At 67.5% G+C, this 17,245-nt stretch carries 18 protein-coding genes and 2 tRNA genes; 12 read left to right on the top strand and 8 right to left on the bottom strand.

What is annotated here, in order from left to right; genetic code table 11:
- Positions 1 to 1,986: a S41 family peptidase gene (locus tag EV653_RS02675; RefSeq protein ID WP_238159518.1), complete on the bottom strand. Its 1,986-nt coding sequence runs from the start codon at positions 1,984 to 1,986 to the stop codon at positions 1 to 3.
- A gap of 147 nt (positions 1,987 to 2,133) precedes the next feature.
- On the opposite strand from EV653_RS02675, the gene EV653_RS02670 reads away from it, so the two are divergent.
- Positions 2,134 to 3,309, top strand: a complete 1,176-nt coding sequence (locus tag EV653_RS02670) for a hypothetical protein (RefSeq protein WP_134097603.1) — start codon at positions 2,134 to 2,136, stop codon at positions 3,307 to 3,309.
- A 31-nt stretch (positions 3,310 to 3,340) separates the two neighbouring features.
- Positions 3,341 to 4,045 (top strand): M50 family metallopeptidase, encoded by a 705-nt coding sequence (locus EV653_RS02665; protein ID WP_134097601.1) that lies wholly within the window; start codon positions 3,341 to 3,343, stop codon positions 4,043 to 4,045.
- Here EV653_RS02665 and EV653_RS02660 read toward each other — a convergent pair.
- Positions 4,042 to 4,767, bottom strand: a complete 726-nt coding sequence (locus EV653_RS02660) for a DUF5995 family protein (RefSeq protein WP_134097599.1) — start codon at positions 4,765 to 4,767, stop codon at positions 4,042 to 4,044. The genes EV653_RS02665 and EV653_RS02660 overlap by 4 nt on opposite strands.
- 24 nt (positions 4,768 to 4,791) lie before the next feature.
- On the opposite strand from EV653_RS02660, the gene EV653_RS02655 reads away from it, so the two are divergent.
- Positions 4,792 to 5,379: a hypothetical protein gene (locus tag EV653_RS02655; RefSeq protein WP_134097597.1), complete on the top strand. Its 588-nt coding sequence runs from the start codon at positions 4,792 to 4,794 to the stop codon at positions 5,377 to 5,379.
- Here EV653_RS02655 and EV653_RS02650 read toward each other — a convergent pair.
- Together EV653_RS02650 and EV653_RS02645 are read right to left on the bottom strand one after the other, a co-directional pair.
- Positions 5,376 to 6,893, bottom strand: a complete 1,518-nt coding sequence (locus EV653_RS02650; RefSeq protein WP_134097595.1) for a phospholipase C — start codon at positions 6,891 to 6,893, stop codon at positions 5,376 to 5,378. The two genes, EV653_RS02655 and EV653_RS02650, sit on opposite strands and share 4 nt — an antisense overlap.
- A gap of 166 nt (positions 6,894 to 7,059) precedes the next feature.
- Positions 7,060 to 8,091, bottom strand: coding sequence for an aldo/keto reductase (locus EV653_RS02645; RefSeq protein WP_134097593.1), 1,032 nt, complete (start codon positions 8,089 to 8,091; stop codon positions 7,060 to 7,062).
- 50 nt (positions 8,092 to 8,141) lie between these two features.
- Here EV653_RS02645 and EV653_RS02640 point away from each other — a divergent pair, with 50 nt between their 5' ends.
- The gene (locus EV653_RS02640; protein ID WP_134097591.1) at positions 8,142 to 8,642 is read left to right on the top strand and encodes a mycothiol transferase; all 501 of its coding nucleotides are present in this window, start codon (positions 8,142 to 8,144) and stop codon (positions 8,640 to 8,642) included.
- On the opposite strand, the gene EV653_RS02635 is transcribed toward EV653_RS02640, so the two are convergent.
- From EV653_RS02635 to EV653_RS02625, 3 genes are read right to left on the bottom strand one after another with little or no spacing between them, the layout of a single operon-like run.
- Complete coding sequence (locus EV653_RS02635) at positions 8,635 to 9,750, bottom strand: hypothetical protein (protein WP_134097589.1); 1,116 nt, start codon at positions 9,748 to 9,750, stop codon at positions 8,635 to 8,637. The genes EV653_RS02640 and EV653_RS02635 overlap by 8 nt on opposite strands.
- Positions 9,750 to 10,619, bottom strand: a complete 870-nt coding sequence (locus EV653_RS02630) for an exodeoxyribonuclease III (protein ID WP_134097587.1) — start codon at positions 10,617 to 10,619, stop codon at positions 9,750 to 9,752. The genes EV653_RS02635 and EV653_RS02630 overlap by 1 nt, the downstream gene beginning before the upstream one ends.
- Positions 10,620 to 10,651: 32 nt before the next feature.
- Positions 10,652 to 11,428 carry a uracil-DNA glycosylase family protein gene (locus EV653_RS02625; protein ID WP_166679270.1) on the bottom strand — a complete coding sequence of 259 codons (777 nt, stop codon included), beginning with the start codon at positions 11,426 to 11,428 and terminating at the stop codon, positions 10,652 to 10,654.
- 80 nt (positions 11,429 to 11,508) lie between these two features.
- Between EV653_RS02625 and EV653_RS02620 the strand changes: the two genes are divergently transcribed.
- From EV653_RS02620 to EV653_RS02595, 6 genes are all read left to right on the top strand, one after another.
- The gene (locus EV653_RS02620; protein WP_134097583.1) at positions 11,509 to 13,047 is read left to right on the top strand and encodes an amidohydrolase family protein; all 1,539 of its coding nucleotides are present in this window, start codon (positions 11,509 to 11,511) and stop codon (positions 13,045 to 13,047) included.
- Between the two features lie 107 nt (positions 13,048 to 13,154).
- A complete protein-coding gene (locus EV653_RS02615; RefSeq protein WP_134097581.1) occupies positions 13,155 to 14,039 on the top strand; it encodes a sigma-70 family RNA polymerase sigma factor in 885 nt (294 codons plus the stop codon).
- A 42-nt stretch (positions 14,040 to 14,081) separates the two neighbouring features.
- Positions 14,082 to 14,621: a hypothetical protein gene (locus EV653_RS02610; RefSeq protein ID WP_134097579.1), complete on the top strand. Its 540-nt coding sequence runs from the start codon at positions 14,082 to 14,084 to the stop codon at positions 14,619 to 14,621.
- A 93-nt stretch (positions 14,622 to 14,714) separates the two neighbouring features.
- Positions 14,715 to 14,787: transfer RNA gene (locus EV653_RS02605), tRNA-Asn, on the top strand.
- Between the two features lie 73 nt (positions 14,788 to 14,860).
- Positions 14,861 to 15,460 carry a DUF4232 domain-containing protein gene (locus tag EV653_RS02600; protein WP_134097577.1) on the top strand — a complete coding sequence of 200 codons (600 nt, stop codon included), beginning with the start codon at positions 14,861 to 14,863 and terminating at the stop codon, positions 15,458 to 15,460.
- Positions 15,461 to 15,554: 94 nt separating this feature from the next.
- Positions 15,555 to 16,217 carry a hypothetical protein gene (locus EV653_RS02595; RefSeq protein ID WP_134097575.1) on the top strand — a complete coding sequence of 221 codons (663 nt, stop codon included), beginning with the start codon at positions 15,555 to 15,557 and terminating at the stop codon, positions 16,215 to 16,217.
- 53 nt (positions 16,218 to 16,270) lie between these two features.
- Here EV653_RS02595 and EV653_RS40935 read toward each other — a convergent pair whose 3' ends face one another.
- Positions 16,271 to 16,444 (bottom strand): hypothetical protein, encoded by a 174-nt coding sequence (locus EV653_RS40935; protein ID WP_166679239.1) that lies wholly within the window; start codon positions 16,442 to 16,444, stop codon positions 16,271 to 16,273.
- Between the two features lie 82 nt (positions 16,445 to 16,526).
- Between EV653_RS40935 and EV653_RS02590 the strand changes: the two genes are divergently transcribed.
- Both EV653_RS02590 and EV653_RS42645 read left to right on the top strand, forming a co-directional pair.
- Positions 16,527 to 16,600: transfer RNA gene (locus tag EV653_RS02590), tRNA-Ile, on the top strand.
- Between the two features lie 112 nt (positions 16,601 to 16,712).
- The gene (locus tag EV653_RS42645; protein WP_202871627.1) at positions 16,713 to 17,243 is read left to right on the top strand and encodes a winged helix-turn-helix domain-containing protein; all 531 of its coding nucleotides are present in this window, start codon (positions 16,713 to 16,715) and stop codon (positions 17,241 to 17,243) included.
- Positions 17,244 to 17,245 lie beyond the last annotated feature (2 nt).

Here is a 17,245-nt window from a genome sequence, read left to right as displayed (position 1 = left end):
TCAGACGGTAACCCGACGGCTCGCGACCAGGGTTCCCGACGCGTAGCCGTCGGCCCGCAGCAGGGCGCCGGCAGTCACCTCGAGGATGTCGATGCTCAGCGGACCGGTCAGATCCTCGGAGCTGATCGGGCGCTCGTCGAGATAGATGTCGACCCGATCGATGCTCTGGGCATCGATTCCCACCGTGAGCGTGGTACCGCTGAGCGACGTCTTCAGGTCGAGCCGGCGGACCGGTTGCGCCGCGAGCAGCGCACCGGCTCGGTTCAGCAGGTCCACGTTGCCGTCGAGCAGGTCGGCCTTGGTCATCCGGTGTGTCTCGTGCGGTTTCACGCCGAGATCCTCGACCGGCGTACCGGCCAGCTTGCCGACGCGCAGGGTGCGGCGGATCGCGACCCTCAGGTTCGCACCGTTCGGCAAGGCGATGTACGGCGAGGTCTCGTCGGGTGGAGGTGGTTCGTTCAGCAGCGACGCGAGCAGGCCGTGGGTCCAGACGTTCGCGCCGCCCGCCCCGGTGTTGTCGTCGACGCCGAGGATCGTGCCGATCTCGTGATCGGCGAACCCGGCCGTGAAGATGTCGGTGGCCGAGTAGACCCGCGCGTCGGTGATCAGCACGACCGGCCCGTGGTACGTCTGCCCGATGTCGTTCGCGCCGTCCTCCGGGGTGATCGGCTTCGCCGCGGAGTACTGCGCACCGGTCTCGATCGCCAGGTCCAGCGAGTCGAACCACGGACCGAGGTCGATCCCGGACGGGTTGTCCTTGTGCCGGCGGCAGATCTTCAGGTTGAGCGGCGTACTGATGAACTGCACGGGCTCCGGCGAGATCCGCCGCGGCGTCATCGTCTGCAGCGTGAACTCGCCGGCATAGATGTGTCCGCCGCCGTTGTCGCGTACGTCGACGATCAGGCCGTTCTGCGGCAGCATCGCGGCCAGCCGGACGAACTCGTCCCGGAACGCGACCGGGTCCTGCACGCTGAACGTGAAGATCCGCAGGTGACCGAAGGTGCCCGACGACGTGACGACCTCACGGGCCCGGAAGACGCCGGGCATGGTGGTCGGCACATCGGCGCCCGCGACGGCAGCCGGCGCGGCGAGTTCGGCCGAGCTCTGACCGCGTTCGAGTTCGACGACGTCGCGCACGTACAAAGCCTTCTTCGCGCGTGACTTCTCGTCCGAGTCGAGATCGAGACCCATCAACGCCGAGGACTCGCTGACCGCGTCCAGGTCCGTCATCGGCGGGAGGTTGGTGGCGACCTTCCATTGCTCGCGGAGCTCCTGGTTCGAGCCGTCGAGACCGACGTACGTCAGCGTCACCCAGTCCTCGTCGGGCGGGGACTGGATCACGAGCGGGCGGAGCGTGAGCGATTCGAGCCCGCGGGCGAGGTTCGCGGCGTCGTTGCTGCCGGCGAACAGTGCTCCGTTCAGGGCGACCGCGCGGGCGATCGGCGTACCGTTCCAGTGCGTCACCTCGGCGCCCGGACCGAACTGCGGCGCCTGGTAGCCGGTGATCGTGCGGGTGATGAGGTAGTGCTCGGTGTCTCCAGCGCCTCCAGCGCCTTCGGGGTCGTAGCACTTCTCGATCATGAACGGCAGGAACGCGATCTTCCCTGCGAACGGCACCGGCAGCAGATAGTTCGTGTGCAGATCGCGGACCGAGTGGAAGATGCTCGACATCTCGCGATGGAACATCCACTCTTCCTGCATCGTGTCGTCCGTCTGGCGCTCCATCCGGGCGCGCAACACCCTCAGGCGCTGCAGCGGGTTGACCGCGTGCATCGCGACCTTGAGCGGCAGGTGCACGTAGTTCTCACCGAGTAGCAGCAGCGCTTGGTCCACCAGCAGTCTGCGCTGGTCGAGCGTCAGCGTCCCTGCGGCCTCGAGGAAATCCGGCAGCGGGACGGCCGCTGCTTCGTCGACGGCTGCCGAGGTCCGCCGCCTGGCGGCGGTCTTCTTGGCAGCGGCTGCGGTCTTCTTCCCCGTGCGTGTCATCGTGCGTGGTTGAGACATGTTCCCCCCAAGCAAAGCGGCCCCTCCCCCGCGATCTCTCCACGGTCGTTCGCGCACCGGACGATGTCAACGGCGCGCCACGCCGTTCTGCCACGACAGACCACGACGTCGTCAATCACTATCAGAAGCATGCGGATCAGTCGTTTGTTATTAACGGCCGCCCTCCTGATCGGCGTCCTGCCCGCCCAGACCGCTCAGGCCGCTGCCGCGTTCCCGCGCATCGATGCGACCGGCTTCCAGCTGGTCTCCGGCGACACGTTCGCGACGTACGGCGATCGCGTCGCCCAGCTGGAGACCAAGCCGCAGCTGGCGCCGGTCGGAGTCACCGAGGTGCTCGCCGCGTCCAACCGGACCGGCCGGCCACTGTGCCATCCGACGTACCTGACCGCATCTCTGGACCCGCAAGGCTTCTGCTGGCAGGACGGCGAGGACGACGACGAGAACGTCTGGATTCCACAGGGCGTGAGCGGGTCCGGGGACGCGCAGCCGGCCGGCGGCGCCCGGCGCGTCGCGGTCGCGAGCTGGCACAACGGCGACGACACCGCGATCCGGGTGTCGTTCCTCGATCTGGCGACGAACAAGTACCGGCACGTGTTGCTGGTCGAGCCGACCGCGGACGGGAACTTCCAGGCGATCCCCGGGCACGGCCACGGGCTGTTCTGGTCCGGGAACATGCTGGTGGTGGCGACCGGCGGGTCGGTGCTGCGGGTGTTCGACCTGCGACACATCTGGCGGACCGACACCAGCACCGGAGAGGTCGGACTAGGTGCCGACGGCAAGTATCACGCGCTGTGGCACGCCTTCGCCCTGCCCCAGGTCGGCGCCTACTGGTACGCCGGCGGCGGCTGCGCGAACACGACCGGCGACAAGCCCTGCTTCGCATCGCTCGGGATCGATCACGGCGGCACCGGCTCGTTCGTCGCGGTCGAGCACACCGAGCGCGGCGGTGGGCGGATCGTGCGCTGGCCGCTCGACGAGTCGACCGGTCTGCCCCGGACCGGCGCCGACGGAGTGGTGCACGCGGTCGAGGCGTTCGACTCGCCGGTGTGGGGGATGCAGGGCGCGGTCTCGTACAACAACGAGTTCGTGATCACGGGCGTGTGCCCGGAGTACGCCGGCAACATCGGCGACGGGGTCGACTACCCAAGTTGTCTGCACCGCGGGACCGGCGAGATGTCGACAACTGTCTGGACGAAAGCGCCGAAGAACACCGAGAACCTGTCGTACTGGCCGGCGACCGGTGAACTGTGGCTGATCAGCGAGCAACTCCGCGAACGGGTCACCGTGCACATCCCCTTTCCCTGAGGGTTGACCACCCGCCTGTCAGGATGTGCGGGTGAGTGAGTTCTGGAACAGCATCACATCGGTCCAGCCCGAGCCGTCCCTGCGGCTGGTGATCGGGACCGGTGTGGCCGCGCTGCTGCTGATCGCCTGGCGACCGTTGTGGCAGTACACGCGACAGGTCGTCACGATCGCCCACGAGGGCGCGCACGGTCTGATCGCCGCACTGGTCGGACGGAAGTTGGCGGGGATCAGGCTGCACTCCGACACGTCCGGCGTCACCGTTTCGCGTGGCAAGCCGACCGGTGCGGGCATGATCGCCGTACTACTCGCCGGCTACCCGGGTCCTGCGCTGTTCGGCCTGGCTGCGGCTTTCGTGCTGAGTCGTGGGTACGCCGTGGCGCTCTTGTGGGGGCTGTTGCTTGCCCTGGTGATTCTGCTGCTCCAGATTCGCAATCTCTTCGGACTGTGGTCCGTGCTGGTGTTTGGCGCGTTGGTGTTCGGAGTGTCGTGGTGGGGGTCGGCAGAGGTACAGACCGCGTTTGCTCATCTGCTGACGTGGTTCTTGTTGCTGGCCGCGCCGCGGGCGGTTATCGAGCTGCAGCACTCCCGTCGGCGTGGCCAAGGGCGTAGCTCCGATGCTGACCAGCTGCGGCGCCTGACTGGTGTGCCCGCCTTGCTGTGGGTCGGAGTGTTTGGTTTGCTCACGCTTGGGTGTCTGCTGGTCGGCGTTATGTGGTCCGGCGTACTCCCGAGCTAAAGCGGCGGCAGGGTGACACCGAAGCCCGTCACAGCGAGCCTCAGCAGCACCTGACCGGGCCGCAGCAGGTCCGCGACCTTGGCGGCGCTCAGCACTTCCAGCTCGGCCAGCCGCTTCTCGTAGCTGCCGGCGACGCGCGCCCTCTGCAGCTCCGTGGTGTTGTGCCACACCTTCTGCCGGGACTCGCGCAGGAACCGTTGTGACGACAGCCGGTTGAGCGGAGTGAGCACGCGGTCCAGCAAGCTACGCACTCCGGTCGCCGCCAACTCCTCGTCCTCTGCCGCCACCCGCGCCGACAGCACCCCGTCGATCCGCTCATGATCCCGCCGCCGCTGATTCATCAACGCCGGATCCAGGAAGTCCTCATCACTGATCACTTCGAGCAACGCCTGCGGCAGGTCGTAGTTGACGTGCGCATTGATCCCCAGCAACACATGCCCCAACGCCGGCAGCTCCGGCGAAGCCTCGAACGCCAAGCGCCAAGGCCGCGGCGCGAGGTCTGCGTCGTGGGCTTGCAGATAGAGCTCGGCGAATTTCACGTCCCAGAGCTCAACCCAGTCCGGGTCCTCGAAGCGGGCGTCGTCGATCGCCTTGCCCACGGCCTGCGTCGTCCGCAGATACGTGCTCAGGAAGTATCTCCGGTGCGCGACCTCTTCCGGCAGCTCATCGAGGCGCTGCTGCATGCGCCCCACCACGTCGGCGATCGGACTACCATCGTTCATCGGATCTCCTCAGGGGGAGGGACCATGCGGATCAGAACAGGACCACTGTCCTTCGACCCGGTGGTCGTCGGCAACCGCGAGACGGACGCCTGGGCTGCCTATTACCGGCACGAGTGGCGCGAGTTCCTCGTTGCGGCGGTCGGCATGGTGGCCGGCGGCTTCGGCATGCCACCGCACCGGACACTCAGCGGAGCCTGGTATGTACTCCGTGCCAACCAGGTGTGGGCGCCGTACCCGGACAATCAGCCCGACGTGGCGCGCGCGTACATGCGTCGCTTCTACGAGCTCGTCGCCGCCTCGAGCGGCCTCCTCTTCAACCCCGCCCGCGCGGCCGCCCTCGAGGTCGAGTGGTGGCGGGTCCACCGCGAAAACCAACACTCCGACGAGGTCACCGAGGAGCAGCTCGAGAGCGCACTCATCGACCTCTACTCCTACGTTTACGACGCCGACCGCGACGCGGTACGCCAGGCAGCACGCAAGCGGGTCGAGGCGATGGACCTGTCGGACCGCTGGGTCCGAGCCGGCTGCCATCGCGACGACCCGCTGCTGGCGGAGGAACGGCGTGCGCTGGTTGCCTCGTACTCCGCCCTCCGCCTTGCCCTCGCGCCTTAGCGCTTCACCGGCTGACCCGAGACCGGGTCCAGGTAGAGCGCCTTGGCCTTGTGGTGGAAGTCGAACAGGCTGCCGAGGGAGCCCGCCTTCTCGTCGAACGAGTAGTTGCCGATCGGGCCGGTCTTCCAGTTGTCCTCGACGAACTTCAGGATCGAGGTCTGGTCCGTGACGCTGTGGTCGACGAAATTCTGCCTCGCGTACGGCGAGACCACGAGCAGCGGGAGCCGGGGACCGTACCCGCACCGGTCCTGGTATCCACCGGCGATCCTGGCCGGGTTGGTGCCGCAGTTCGCACCGGTCAGTGCGTCGTGCGCCGGGTCATTGGACTGATTCACCACCGGACCGACCTGGTGGTCGTACCACCCGTCGCTGTCGTCGTAGGCGATGACGACCGCCGTGCTCTTCCAGTCCTTCGACTTCTGCAGCCGGTTGATCGTGTCGACCACGAAGTGCTGCTCGTCCAGCGGAGTCGAGTACCCGGCGTGCCCGTCCTGATACGCGGCCGCTTTCAGGTAGCTGACGGCCGGCGTGCTGCCGTTGTTCACGGCTGCCCAGAAGTCCTTCAGGTCGTACTGATGATTCGCCGGGCCGTTGTGACCGATCTCGTCGACGGACGCCGGCGGCGTGTGCTGCAGGTTCTGGGTGCTCTTGTAGTACTGGAACGGCTCGTGGTGCGGGATGTAGTCGGCGCTGCTGACCCCGCCGATGTCCGTGTGCGTCGCCGCACAGTCGGCGAAGCCGCCCTCGAACCATCCCCAACTGACGTTCTTGGCGTTCAGGAGGTCGCCGACGTTCTTGTTCTTCGAGTCGGTGACCGTCGAGCTGTCGCGGGTGTTGCACTTGTCGCCGGCCGGCTGCGGGTCGCCGATCATGGTTCCGGTGGCGGCCGGCACGGCGTCGCCATCGGCGCTGAATCCATGGGTCTGTCCCGAGACCAGGTTGATGGCGCCGACCGACGACGGACCGTACGTCGTGCCGTAGGAGTTGTCGCTCATCGCGAAATGCTGGGCGTAGTTCCACAGGCCGGTGACGGTGTTGCCGTCGTAGTAGCCCATCACCAGACCCTTGCCGTGTCCGTAGTCCGCACAGGTGCCGGCGCCGCGGCCGACGGTCTCGACGAACTTGTCCATCAGGCCCGCATCCACCGCCTTCTGCTCGTCGGTGTAGTTGTGGTCCTGGTCGCAGGTCTGCGCCTGGCTCCGGCCGAGCCGGAAGGGCTGGGCCGAGTTCGGGTTGTTCGGTGCGGCGAGCGGGGTGTTGAGGCCGTTCACAGTCGGCGTCCCCGGGGCTGCGGTGAAGGCCGGTTCGCCGGCCGGATTGGCGGCCTGCGGATAGGTCGCGAAGTAGTGGTCGAACGCAACGTTCTCCTGGAAGATCACCACCAGATGCTTGATCGGGGTGGTCGTCGGCGCACCCTGATCGTGGCCTAGGGCAACGGCCGGGACGGCGACGGCGGCGACCAGTGCGGCGCCGAGGCCGGCGGCCAGGGGAAGTCTGCGATTGTGGCGGATCATCGTTGCTGACTCTCCTTCGGGCTGTGCGGACCGGGAGCCACCGGGCGTGATGGCTCGTCGGCCCCCTCAGCCTCCCCCAAACCGCCGCGCGCCGAAACCGCCACACGCGAACCTGTGGATATCCGGCGCCTCCCGCTGAGAACTCCTCAGCTACCTGAGAATTTTCTCAGGCACGCCCGCCGCTGATGGGCCGGCTGCGCTGCGCCACACCAGGACCGCCGTACGGGTAGTCCGCCGCGCCCGGATCGCTCGCCTCGTCGAGCTTGGTCGTCTCCTCCTCGGTCAGGTGCAGATCCGCCGCGGCGAGGTTGTCGTCGAGCTGCTCGAGCGTCCGGGCGCCGAGGATCACCGAGGTGACCGTCGGCCGGTCGACCAGCCAGGCGAGCGCGACCTGCGCCATCGAGATCCCGCGGGCCTCGGCGATCTCCCGGACCGCGTCGACCACGTCACGGACCCGCTGGTTGCGGCTGCGCCGGTACCAGGATTCGACGCCGCGGTCCGGGTTCTCGCCCAGCCGGGTCGCACCGGTCGGCTCCTCGTCGAACGAGTACTTCCCGGTCAGCCAGCCGCCGCCGAGCGGCGACCACGGCAGCAGCCCCAGCCCGTTCTCCTGCGCGGCCGGCACGATCTCCCACTCGATCTCGCGGACGAGCAGGTTGTACTGCGGCTGCAGCGTGACGAGCTTCGACCAGCCGCGGTACCCGATCAGGTCGCACGCCTTCTGCAGCTGCCACCCGGTGAAGTTCGACAAACCGCCGTACGCGATCTTGCCGGCGCGTACGGCGTCCTCGAGGAAGCTCAGCGTCTCCTCGAGCGGCGTGACCGGGTCCCACGCGTGCAGCTGGTACAGGTCGATGTGGTCGACCCCGAGCCGCTCCAGCGAGGCGTCCAGCGCCTTGCGCAGGTGAATACGCGACGTACCCACGTCGTTCGGCCCGTCGCCCATCGGGAACCGGCCCTTGGTGGCCAGTACGACGTTGTCGCGGACGGAGCTCTTCGCCAGCCAGCGCCCGATGATCTGCTCGGACACACCGCCGGAGTACACGTCCGCGGTGTCGATCAGATTGCCGCCGGCCTCGATGTATCGATCCAGCTGCTCGTGCGAGCCGGCCTCGTCGGTCTCACTGCCGAACGTCATGGTGCCGAGCGTGTAGGTCGAGACCACAGCGCCGCTCGTGCCCAACGTGCGATATTCCACGATTGCTCCCTCTCTCAGAACTGTCCCAGTCGAAGACTACGGTGGCCGGTATGAAGACAAGTGAGCTGCTGCTGGACGCACACAGCCGGGTCCAGGAGGTCCTGCACGATGTCGTGACGGGGCTCGACGACAAGACTCTCGCGACGCGGCCGGGCGATTCGGCCAACTCGATCGCTTGGCTCGTCTGGCACCTGACCCGGGTTCAGGACGACCATCTCGCGGATGCGGGTGGCTATGACCAGGTTTACACGGCGGACGGGTGGCACGAGCGGCTCGGTCTGCCGTTGCCGGCGGCCGACACCGGATACGCACATACGTCGGACCAGGTAGCGCTGGTGCAGCTGTCGGCGGAGCAGCTGCTGGGGTACTACGACGCCGTGCACGCGCGCACTGCGCAGTTCCTCGAGACGGTGACCGACGACGGGCTGGACCGCATCGTGGACAAGCGGTGGAACCCGCCGGTCACGCTCGGGGTGCGCCTCGTCAGCGTCATCGACGATTGCGCGCAGCACGCCGGCCAGGCGGCGTACGTGAAGGGGCTGGTCAGCTGAGGGTGGTCTGCCAGAGCGAGGTGCCGGCGATCAGGTAGAGCTTGTGATCCGGCATCAGCGCGGCGTCGGTCACCTGGCCGTCCGGACCTTGGGAGTCCTGGACGGTCCAGTGACCGTCCTGGTACGTGAGCACCTCGACCTTGTTGTCCTGGGCAACGATCTGGATGATCTTGCCGCCGTCCACCACCGGCGGCGGCAACTTGTCCTTGTCGCCGACCGGGATGGACGGGACGCCTTGGAGCCGCTTCGCCGTACCCGACGCGTCCAGCTGCCAGATCGCGAGCCGGCCGTCGACGTACCCGGAGATCACGCAGTCGTTGGCGCAGGTGGCGGTGTTCGCCTGACTGCGCTTCCCGGGCTCCGGCAGGACGATCCTCGTCCAGCCCGAGTTGAGCTTCGTCGATCGCCAGACGGCTGCTTCCTGAGCGACCACGCCGGGCGCGAGGCGCACCTGCGAGCCGACGATGACGATGCTCTCGCCGAGCGTCGTACCGAAGCCGGGGCCGACGAGGAGGTTCGGCGTGCTCTGCAGGGGCGTCTTCGTCGGATCCTGCCGGGTCCATTTGGTGCCCTGGGGCAGCCAGACCATGGCGTCGTTGCCGGTCACCACGCCGCCCCATGAGCCGAGCAGCGCGCGGCCGCTCGGCGTGATGACTGCGCTGTAGAGGTCGCCCGCGGTCTGGCCGCCGAACGTGAAGAAGTCCTGCGGCTGTTCGATCAGTCCGGTTTGGGGCGTGCCGGACCAGACCGTCCAGCGGGTGTTGGAGTGCGCGCCGCCGGCGGCGCCGCCAAGCGCGAGGAGCTGCTTGCCGTCGTACGCGATCGAGTACCAGATGGCTTCGAACGCGTACGGGCTGGCCGGGTTGGGTTTGACGGTGATCGGTGTGCGCTTCCCGGTGCTGTCCTGCATGAGGAGTTCCGGGACGACCTTGGCGCCGCGGTGGCGCAGGCCGATCAGCAGCTGATCGCCATGTGCGGTCAGAGTGACCGGCTCTGCTGGGGTGTCGACCTTCGTCCACGCGACAGGGCTTGGCGTCTGCGGCTTGTCGTCACTGCAGGCGGTGAGCGTCGCGAGTACAAGAATCGCGACTGCAACGAGGCGGCGCATCAGCGGCTCTGCGGAAGCTTGGTCGTCTTCTTCCGACCGGTCCGCGGCGCGGACGGCGGCGGCACGACCGGACCGATATCGCCGTCCGGCGCGGTGTCGAGGTCGATGATCACCGGGGCGTGGTCGCTCGGACCGGTGCCCTTACGGGCCTTGCGATCGATCCACGCAGCCTTGACCCGCTCCGCCACCGGATCGGTGGCGAGCATCAGGTCGATCCGCATGCCGAGGTCCTGGTGGAACATGCCGGCGCGGTAGTCCCAGTAGCTGAAGATGCGATCACTGGGCCAGCGGTCGCGGACGACGTCGTGCAGGTCCTTCGCGGCCATCAGCTCCGCGAGCGCCTGCCGCTCGGGCGGAGTCACATGCGTCTGACCGACGTACGCCGCGGGGTCGAAGACGTCGGCGTCGGTCGGCGCGATGTTCATGTCACCGCAGACGATCTGGTCGGCCGGACCGTTCGCGATGACCTCGGTGAGGGCGGCGAGCCAGGCGAGCTTGTAGTGGTAGTGGTCGGAGTCCGGAACGCGCCCGTTCGGCACGTACAGCGAGTGGATCCGGATGCCGCCACAGGTCGCGGCGACGGCCCGCGCCTCCGGATTCGGGAAGCCGGGCGCTCCCGCGACACCGGTGACGACGTCCTCGAGCCCGACCTTGGACAGGAGGGCAACGCCGTTCCACTGCAGTTCGCCGTGCAGGCCGATCTCGTAGCCGCGGCCGGTCAGCTCCGCACCGAGCAGAGCTGTGAAGGCGTCGTCCGCGAGCTTGGTCTCCTGCAGGCACACGACGTCCGGCTGCCGCTCGTCGAGCCAGTCGAGCAACCGCGGCATCCGCTGCTTGACCGAGTTCACATTCCACGTTGCCACTCGCATCCGACCAAGGTAGCGGCAGCAGGGGACAACTTTCAGCCGAGCTTGGGTGCGTGCCAGACGAGAGTGTTCAGAAGGTCGGTCGCCGGACGTTCGACGCTGTCGTTGTGACGCGGTTTGTCGTGACGTCCCCAGGCGTCGTCGCCGAGCCACGGCGGTACGCCGAACGGCAGGTCCCGCGCTGGGATCGCCGCGTAGTCCGACTCCCCGAACTTCGGCCCGTAGTTCGGTAGGGTGTTGTCGCCGTCGGGATCCGGCGTCACGATCGCGCGCAGGTCGGTGACCGCTTGACGCCAACTGTCGAGGAGTGCGGACGGATTGCGGCTCGACGGATGCGGCACCTCGAACACCGGCACGTCCGGCCTGCCGTCCCACATCTGCAGCGCTGCGCGCGCCTGGACGCCGAACGCGACGATCGCCTGCAACTGCGGGCCGGTGATCAACTCGAGCAGGGTGTTGCGCCAGCTCAGCTGATCGGGACGAGCCAGCAGCGGCGCTGCCTTCTGCGCGCGCGACGGTCTCAGCGCGTACACATAGGCATTGACCAGTGCGTAGCTTTGGGTCAGGCCGAGCTTGGTCAGGAACCCTTGGACGCGTTGGCCCGCGTCGCCTACCAACGTGCGTCCCGCGATCCGTTCGGTCGGCCCGGGATCGGACGCGATCGCCAGCAGGCGCGCGGTGCGGTTGAGCCGGCCGCGGTAGAAGACCGGCCCCCAGTCGTACCAGAACAATTCCTGGAAATCCGCATAACTCGGGACTTTTGCGAAGTGCCGTGCCACCGTAACCGGCGGGCCCGCATCGAAATCGGCCATCGCCATACCTCCCCCTAGAGGATCCGTGACCTTACAGTCAAGATCAGGGCGGCACGGAGAATCCTACGGGAGGGCGAGCCATGTTTGTACTGCGAGGAACCGTGGTCACAATGCGGCCGGACGGGCAGGTTCTTCCCGGTGGCGCGGTGTACGTCGGCGACGACGGGCTGATTGCGGCAGTCACTCCCATCGACGCGGTGCCGGCCGGTTTCGAGAACGCAGTACAACTCGCCGCCGGCGGGCTGATCTATCCGGGTCTGATCGATCTGCACAATCACCTGATGTACAACAGCCTGCCGTTGTGGACGGAGCCCGCGCGGAAGAAGCCGTGGACGTCGCACAACCAGTGGGGCAGCGCGCCGACGTACAGCGCCCAGATCAGCCAGCCCGCGCGACTGCTCGGCGCGGCCGCCGGGCGAGCCCTGCTCAGGTACGTCGAGACGCGGGCGATCATCGGCGGTACGACGTCGATCCAGGGGAACCCGCGCGGCGCCGTACCGCCGGACAACGACCTGATCCGCAACGTCGACTCGGAGAAACTCGGCACCCACGACGATTTCATCCGGGTCAGCACACTTGTTGCCGACAGCAAGGAAGCGCTGGCGCCGTACGCTGCGGCGGTGGCGGCCGGGCGTGGATTCATCGCGCATTCGGCCGAGGGATCGGATCCGAAACTGCGGTCCGAGTTCCAGTTGCTCGAAGCGGTCGACGTGGTGAAACCGCAGTTGGTGGCGATTCACGGCGGCGCGCTGAACGCCGATGATTTCGCCGCGATGCACGCCGGGAATTCCACCCTGGTCTGGTCGCCGTTCTCCAACCTGTGGCTCTACGGCGCGACAGCGGATGTGAAAACCGCGCACGCCGCCGGAGTGCGGTTGTGCCTCGGATCGGACTGGGGCCCGTCGGGGACGCGGAACGTCTTGTGGGAGTTGAAGGTCGCGGACCTGTGGAACAAGACCCAGCCGGTCTTCACCGACGAGGAACTGGTCCGGATGGTGACGTCGAACCCCGGTGACGTGCTGTCCGGGGTGTGGCCGCGGCCGCTCGGCCGGCTGGAACGCGGCGCGCTGGCTGACCTGATTGTCATCCGCCGCTCGGACCCCGATTTCTACCGCTCGCTGATCCTCGCTCGCGAAGCGGATATCCGCCTTGTGGTCGTGGGCGGGCGCGCTCGCTACGGCGTACCGTCGCTGATGAGGCCCCTGGCTCCTGCCGCCACCCGCATCAGGACCGGCAAACTCTCACGCTTCATCGACTACGGGGATTCGTCGGTCACCTTCGCCACCATTCTCGCCGACCTCGAGAAGGTTCGCCAGGACCCGGCCGGAGCCGCCGCCCGCGCCGCGACCACCTTCGCCGCCCTCGCAGCCGACGCTCCCGACGCCTTCTCCCCCAACGCAACCACGTCCCTCCCCACCGACACCTTCGTGCTCCTCCCCGACATGCCGGCCCCCGAACTCGAAGCTCAGTTCCGTCGGCGCGGCCCGGTCGGCGCCACACCGGAGCCGGTCGTCGTCCCACCACTGGAGCCACTGACCACCGGAGAAGCCTGGTTCGACACCGTCGATGCCAACCCGTTCCACCAGGGCCTTCTGAGCGGACTGCGGGCGTACGCCTGACTTGCACTGACTTGTGGTAGTTATCCACATACTTAAAGTCACCGCGTCCTGTCCGGTCGAATCGCGGCACTCTCTTGGTAAGGAGATTCGGCGGCGAGAGGGACGGGATGGCAGATCTGGACTGTGATCCGGCGGACGTGACCGCGCTGGTGGCATACCTGCGCGACATCGGGCAGCACGAGCTACTGACTTTGGAGGAGGTGAGCGAGCACTCGTACTGGATCGAGGCCGGGCTGCTGGCGGCGGAGCAGCTGAGTGGCGATCCAGGGCGGCCGGACGCGGGCGACCTACGGCGGGTGGTCGCGCTCGGACGGGACTCGTGGCACCGGATGATCGAGGGCAACCTCCGGCTCGTCGTGTCGTTGGCCCGGAGGTACGCCGGGAAGGGCATCTCGCTGCTCGATCTGATCCAGGAGGGCAACATCGGGCTGATGCGGGCGGTCGAGCGGTTCGATCATCGGCTCGGGCACCGGTTCTCGACGTACGCGATCTGGTGGATCCGCCAGTCGATCGGACGCGCGATCTCGGACCGTTCGCGGCTGGTCCGGATGCCCGCCCAGGCGTACGCCGACGCGTCACGGGTAGCAACGAGCCGCAACGACCTGACGCAGCAGCTGGGGCGCGAGCCGACCAATCCAGAGCTGGCCCACGCGTCCGGCCTGACCGTCGCGCGGGTCGAGCGCGCCCAGGCGTGGCGGATGCAACCCGAGAGCCTGGACCTCGAGGAGTCCGATTCGGTGATCGACGACGACCCGATCGTTCTGCGTGCCGCCCTTCGCCGTGACCTCGCTCACCATCTCCAGTTCCTCGACGACCTGCACCAGTCCGTCCTGCTGCACCGCTACGGCCTGCAGGGCCGAATCCCTTGCACTCCTGAAGAAACCGCCGCCCGCCTCGACCTGACCACCGAAAGAGTCCGCACCTTGGAACGCGAAGCCCTCCGCCACCTGCGCCGCCGAGCCCTGCCCCAGCTCCGCGACTACGTCGCCTGACCCTCGATCCACCGACTTTGCTCAGACTGGGATGATGAACATGTGAGACTTCTCCGCACCGCCTGGCCGCGTGAGCTGGCTGACGCCGTCTCGGCGACGGCCCGCGAAGCGACCGGGAGCAAGGAAGACATCCTGGCCGCCGTACAACTCGCCGACGGCCGCTGGGCCGCTGGCACGCGGGCAGCCGTCTACCTCCCGTCGGACTCCGAAGACGCCGACCGCCGGATCGGCTGGGAGCGGATCGAGCGGGCCAACTGGGACTCCGAAGCATCGGTGCTGCACATCTACGAGACGACCGACTTCGGCACCCCGCTGCGCGCGACCGAGCTCAAGGTCGAGGACCCCGGGCGCTTCGGCCAGCTCCTGCGCGAGCGCGTCGACGCGAGCATCATCGTCCAGCGCCACGTCCCGCTGGCCGGCAAACGCGGCGTACGCATCGTCGGCCGCCGGAATCCGTCGGTCACCGATGCCCCGGTCACCTGGAACCTCGTTCTGGACAAGGGATTGGAGCCTGACCAGCCGGGTGTCGTGGACGCCGCCGAGGACGCGCTCCGGCAGGTCCGCGACGAGTTCGGAATCTGACCCCGCAGGCAGCCGAATCCCGTTTTTGTAGTTCGGTGCGCGCCTGCTAACCTACTCAGGTCCTCAGGGTTTCGGGGTCATGCACCACCACGATCCCGCGTAGCTCAATTGGCAGAGCAGCCGGCTGTTAACCGGCAGGTTACTGGTTCGAGTCCAGTCGCGGGAGCAACAATCCAGCCGGTCTCCTCTCTCAGGAGCCCGGCTTTTTCGTTGTCCATGGGCGCAGGTAGGTTCGACGAATGCATCGTCCTGCCCGGGTGGGGCTCCTCGCCGGACTGCTGCTCCTCACCGCTTGCGGCACCCAGAGCGCAGCAGTGACGACCGACAGGCCGTCCCTCACGCAGTTGACGCCCCGGCCATTAGGCCCGACCCCTTTCACGACTGTTCACCCCGATCCGACGCCCGCGCCGCCGCGGCCTACGTGCCCAGCGTCCGGCGCCTCGATCACCGTCGGTCCCATCGACGCAGCCCTCGGCCACCGCGCGGTGGTCGTGAAGCTGACCAACTGCCGCTCCACACCGATCACGGTCAACGGGTACCCCGACGTCGCGGTGCTGGACGCAGACCGCCGAGCAATGAACCTGACGATCACCCGCGGTACGTCGTACATGGCGATCGACCCGGGTCCGAAGAAACTGATCCTCGGTAAGGGTGAAACGGCCCTGGCCGCGATCTCCTGGTCGAACACGGTCGAAGCCGGCGAGGACAAGGCATCCGGCACCTACCTGGCCGTTGCGCGAGGCAAGGGCGAGCACGCAGTCGTCTGGCCGGTGGACACCGACCTGGGTACGACCGCGAAAGTCACCTTGACCGCCTGGTGCCGAAAATTCCCCACCTGATTCAAGGGTTTGATAGTGGCCTAGACCACCACTTTGCCGCTACGTTCCTCTGCAGATCCCGAGGGGGCCTCGGGGATGAAGGGGAAGGAAACCTGTGAACGTCAAGAAGTTCCTGAACACCAAGAGCGGACGGCTGCTGGTCGCGGCCGTGCTCGGGGCCGGTGTGCTGGTCGGCGTCACGGTTGCCGCGAACGGCGCCGTGAAGCCGGACTGCAAGAGCCTCTCGTACCCGCTCTGCGCGCGCTCGGTAGCTGCCTCGCAGGTCGTGGACAACAGCCTGCCCGCGAGCAAGATCGTGCCGGCCGACCGGAACGCATTCCTGAAGGACACCGATGTGTACGGCAAGTCCGGTGTCGCGAAGGACTTCGATCCGGTGGCGATCGCGAAGATCGGCGGGTCGTTCAAGACCAACAAGACCAAGGTGGGCGAGTTCACCCTGCAGCCCGGCACCTGGCTGCTGAACTCGACCGCTTTCTTCGCCCGCACCACCGCGGGCGCACCCGGCACGCGGCCCCAGCTCGCGCTCCGGGTCGGCGCCACCGACACGGCGTTCGGCACCGATTACGGCACCATCCTCGGCGCCGAGATCTCGCCCGCGAAGGACCGCGAGCTGACCGGCGCGACCGTGAAGATCGTGACGGTCCCCAAGGCGACCACCGTCGAGGTCTTCGCCTTCGGCTACAACGACGACGGCAGCGCCAACGGCGGCGGCGAGATCACCGCATCCGCCTCGGTCGCAGCCGTCCGCGTCGGCTGATCGTTCGACCACAGGGGCCCCGACCGCTCCGAGCGGTCGGGCCCCTCAACGTCTTACTTGCCCTTCTTCCGGTCGATCGCCCGCTGGATACGGTCTTGAGGCTGACCGAGGACCTTCGCGAGCAGCGGCACGCGGTACTTGTACGCCGCGATCGCGCCAACCACGATCACCAGAAATATGAACCAGCCCATGGCAGTGTTCCCTTCGTCCGGACCTGCCTCAATCATGCCCGCTCCCCGGCCACCACCCCTCAGTCAAACCCCTGACCCCACCCTGGTTTCCCACGACCCGCTACGATCACCCGCACACGGGGCGGTAGCTCAGCTGGTTAGAGCAGGGGACTCATAATCCCTGGGTCACGGGTTCGAGTCCCGTCCGCCCTACCGTGCATAACCGCAGGTCACGGCCATATTTGGCCGTGACCTGCGAACCTCCAACCTCACCGGTGACATGCCGCGTGACATGAACTCGTGCTAAACGTCCAGACATGGCTGCATCGGGGAAGCCGCGGAAGCGGCAGCGTGGCAACATCACGCCGCTCCCATCCGGGGCGCTGCGAGTGCGGGTCTACGCCAGCCAAGACCCGGTGATGAAGAAGGACTTCTACCTCCAAGAGAGCGTGCCGCCTGGGCCGCGACAGGCCCAGGAAGCCGAGAAGCTCACGACACGCTTCCCAAACCAGGTGGACGAAGGTCGGAGCCCTGGCTGGCGCCGCGCGACACCACGGCCTCTAAGCTTGTCGTCCCTCATGTCACGGACGAAGACCTGACGCCATACGAGCGCATCGCTGCCGATCCCCGCGGCGCCATTGAGGCCGGCATTCTTACTCAGGGCGAACCGCTGCCGCCGGAGAAGACCCTGGCCGCCAGGTACGGCGTCGCCGCCAGCACGGCCCACCGCGCGGTAGCAATGCTAGTGGCGGCGGGCCTTGTCACCGCCTCCTGCGGGAAGCGTGCGACTGTTGCCACGAGGGGCGAGCCGGAAGTTGCCTCCGTCACCGAACTCAGGTTGTCCAAGTCGCCATAGCG

Origin of the sequence: Kribbella pratensis, assembly GCF_004365355.1 — a bacterium.
Lineage (GTDB): Bacteria > Actinomycetota > Actinomycetes > Propionibacteriales > Kribbellaceae > Kribbella.
This window is presented reverse-complemented; position numbering and strand designations above follow the sequence as displayed.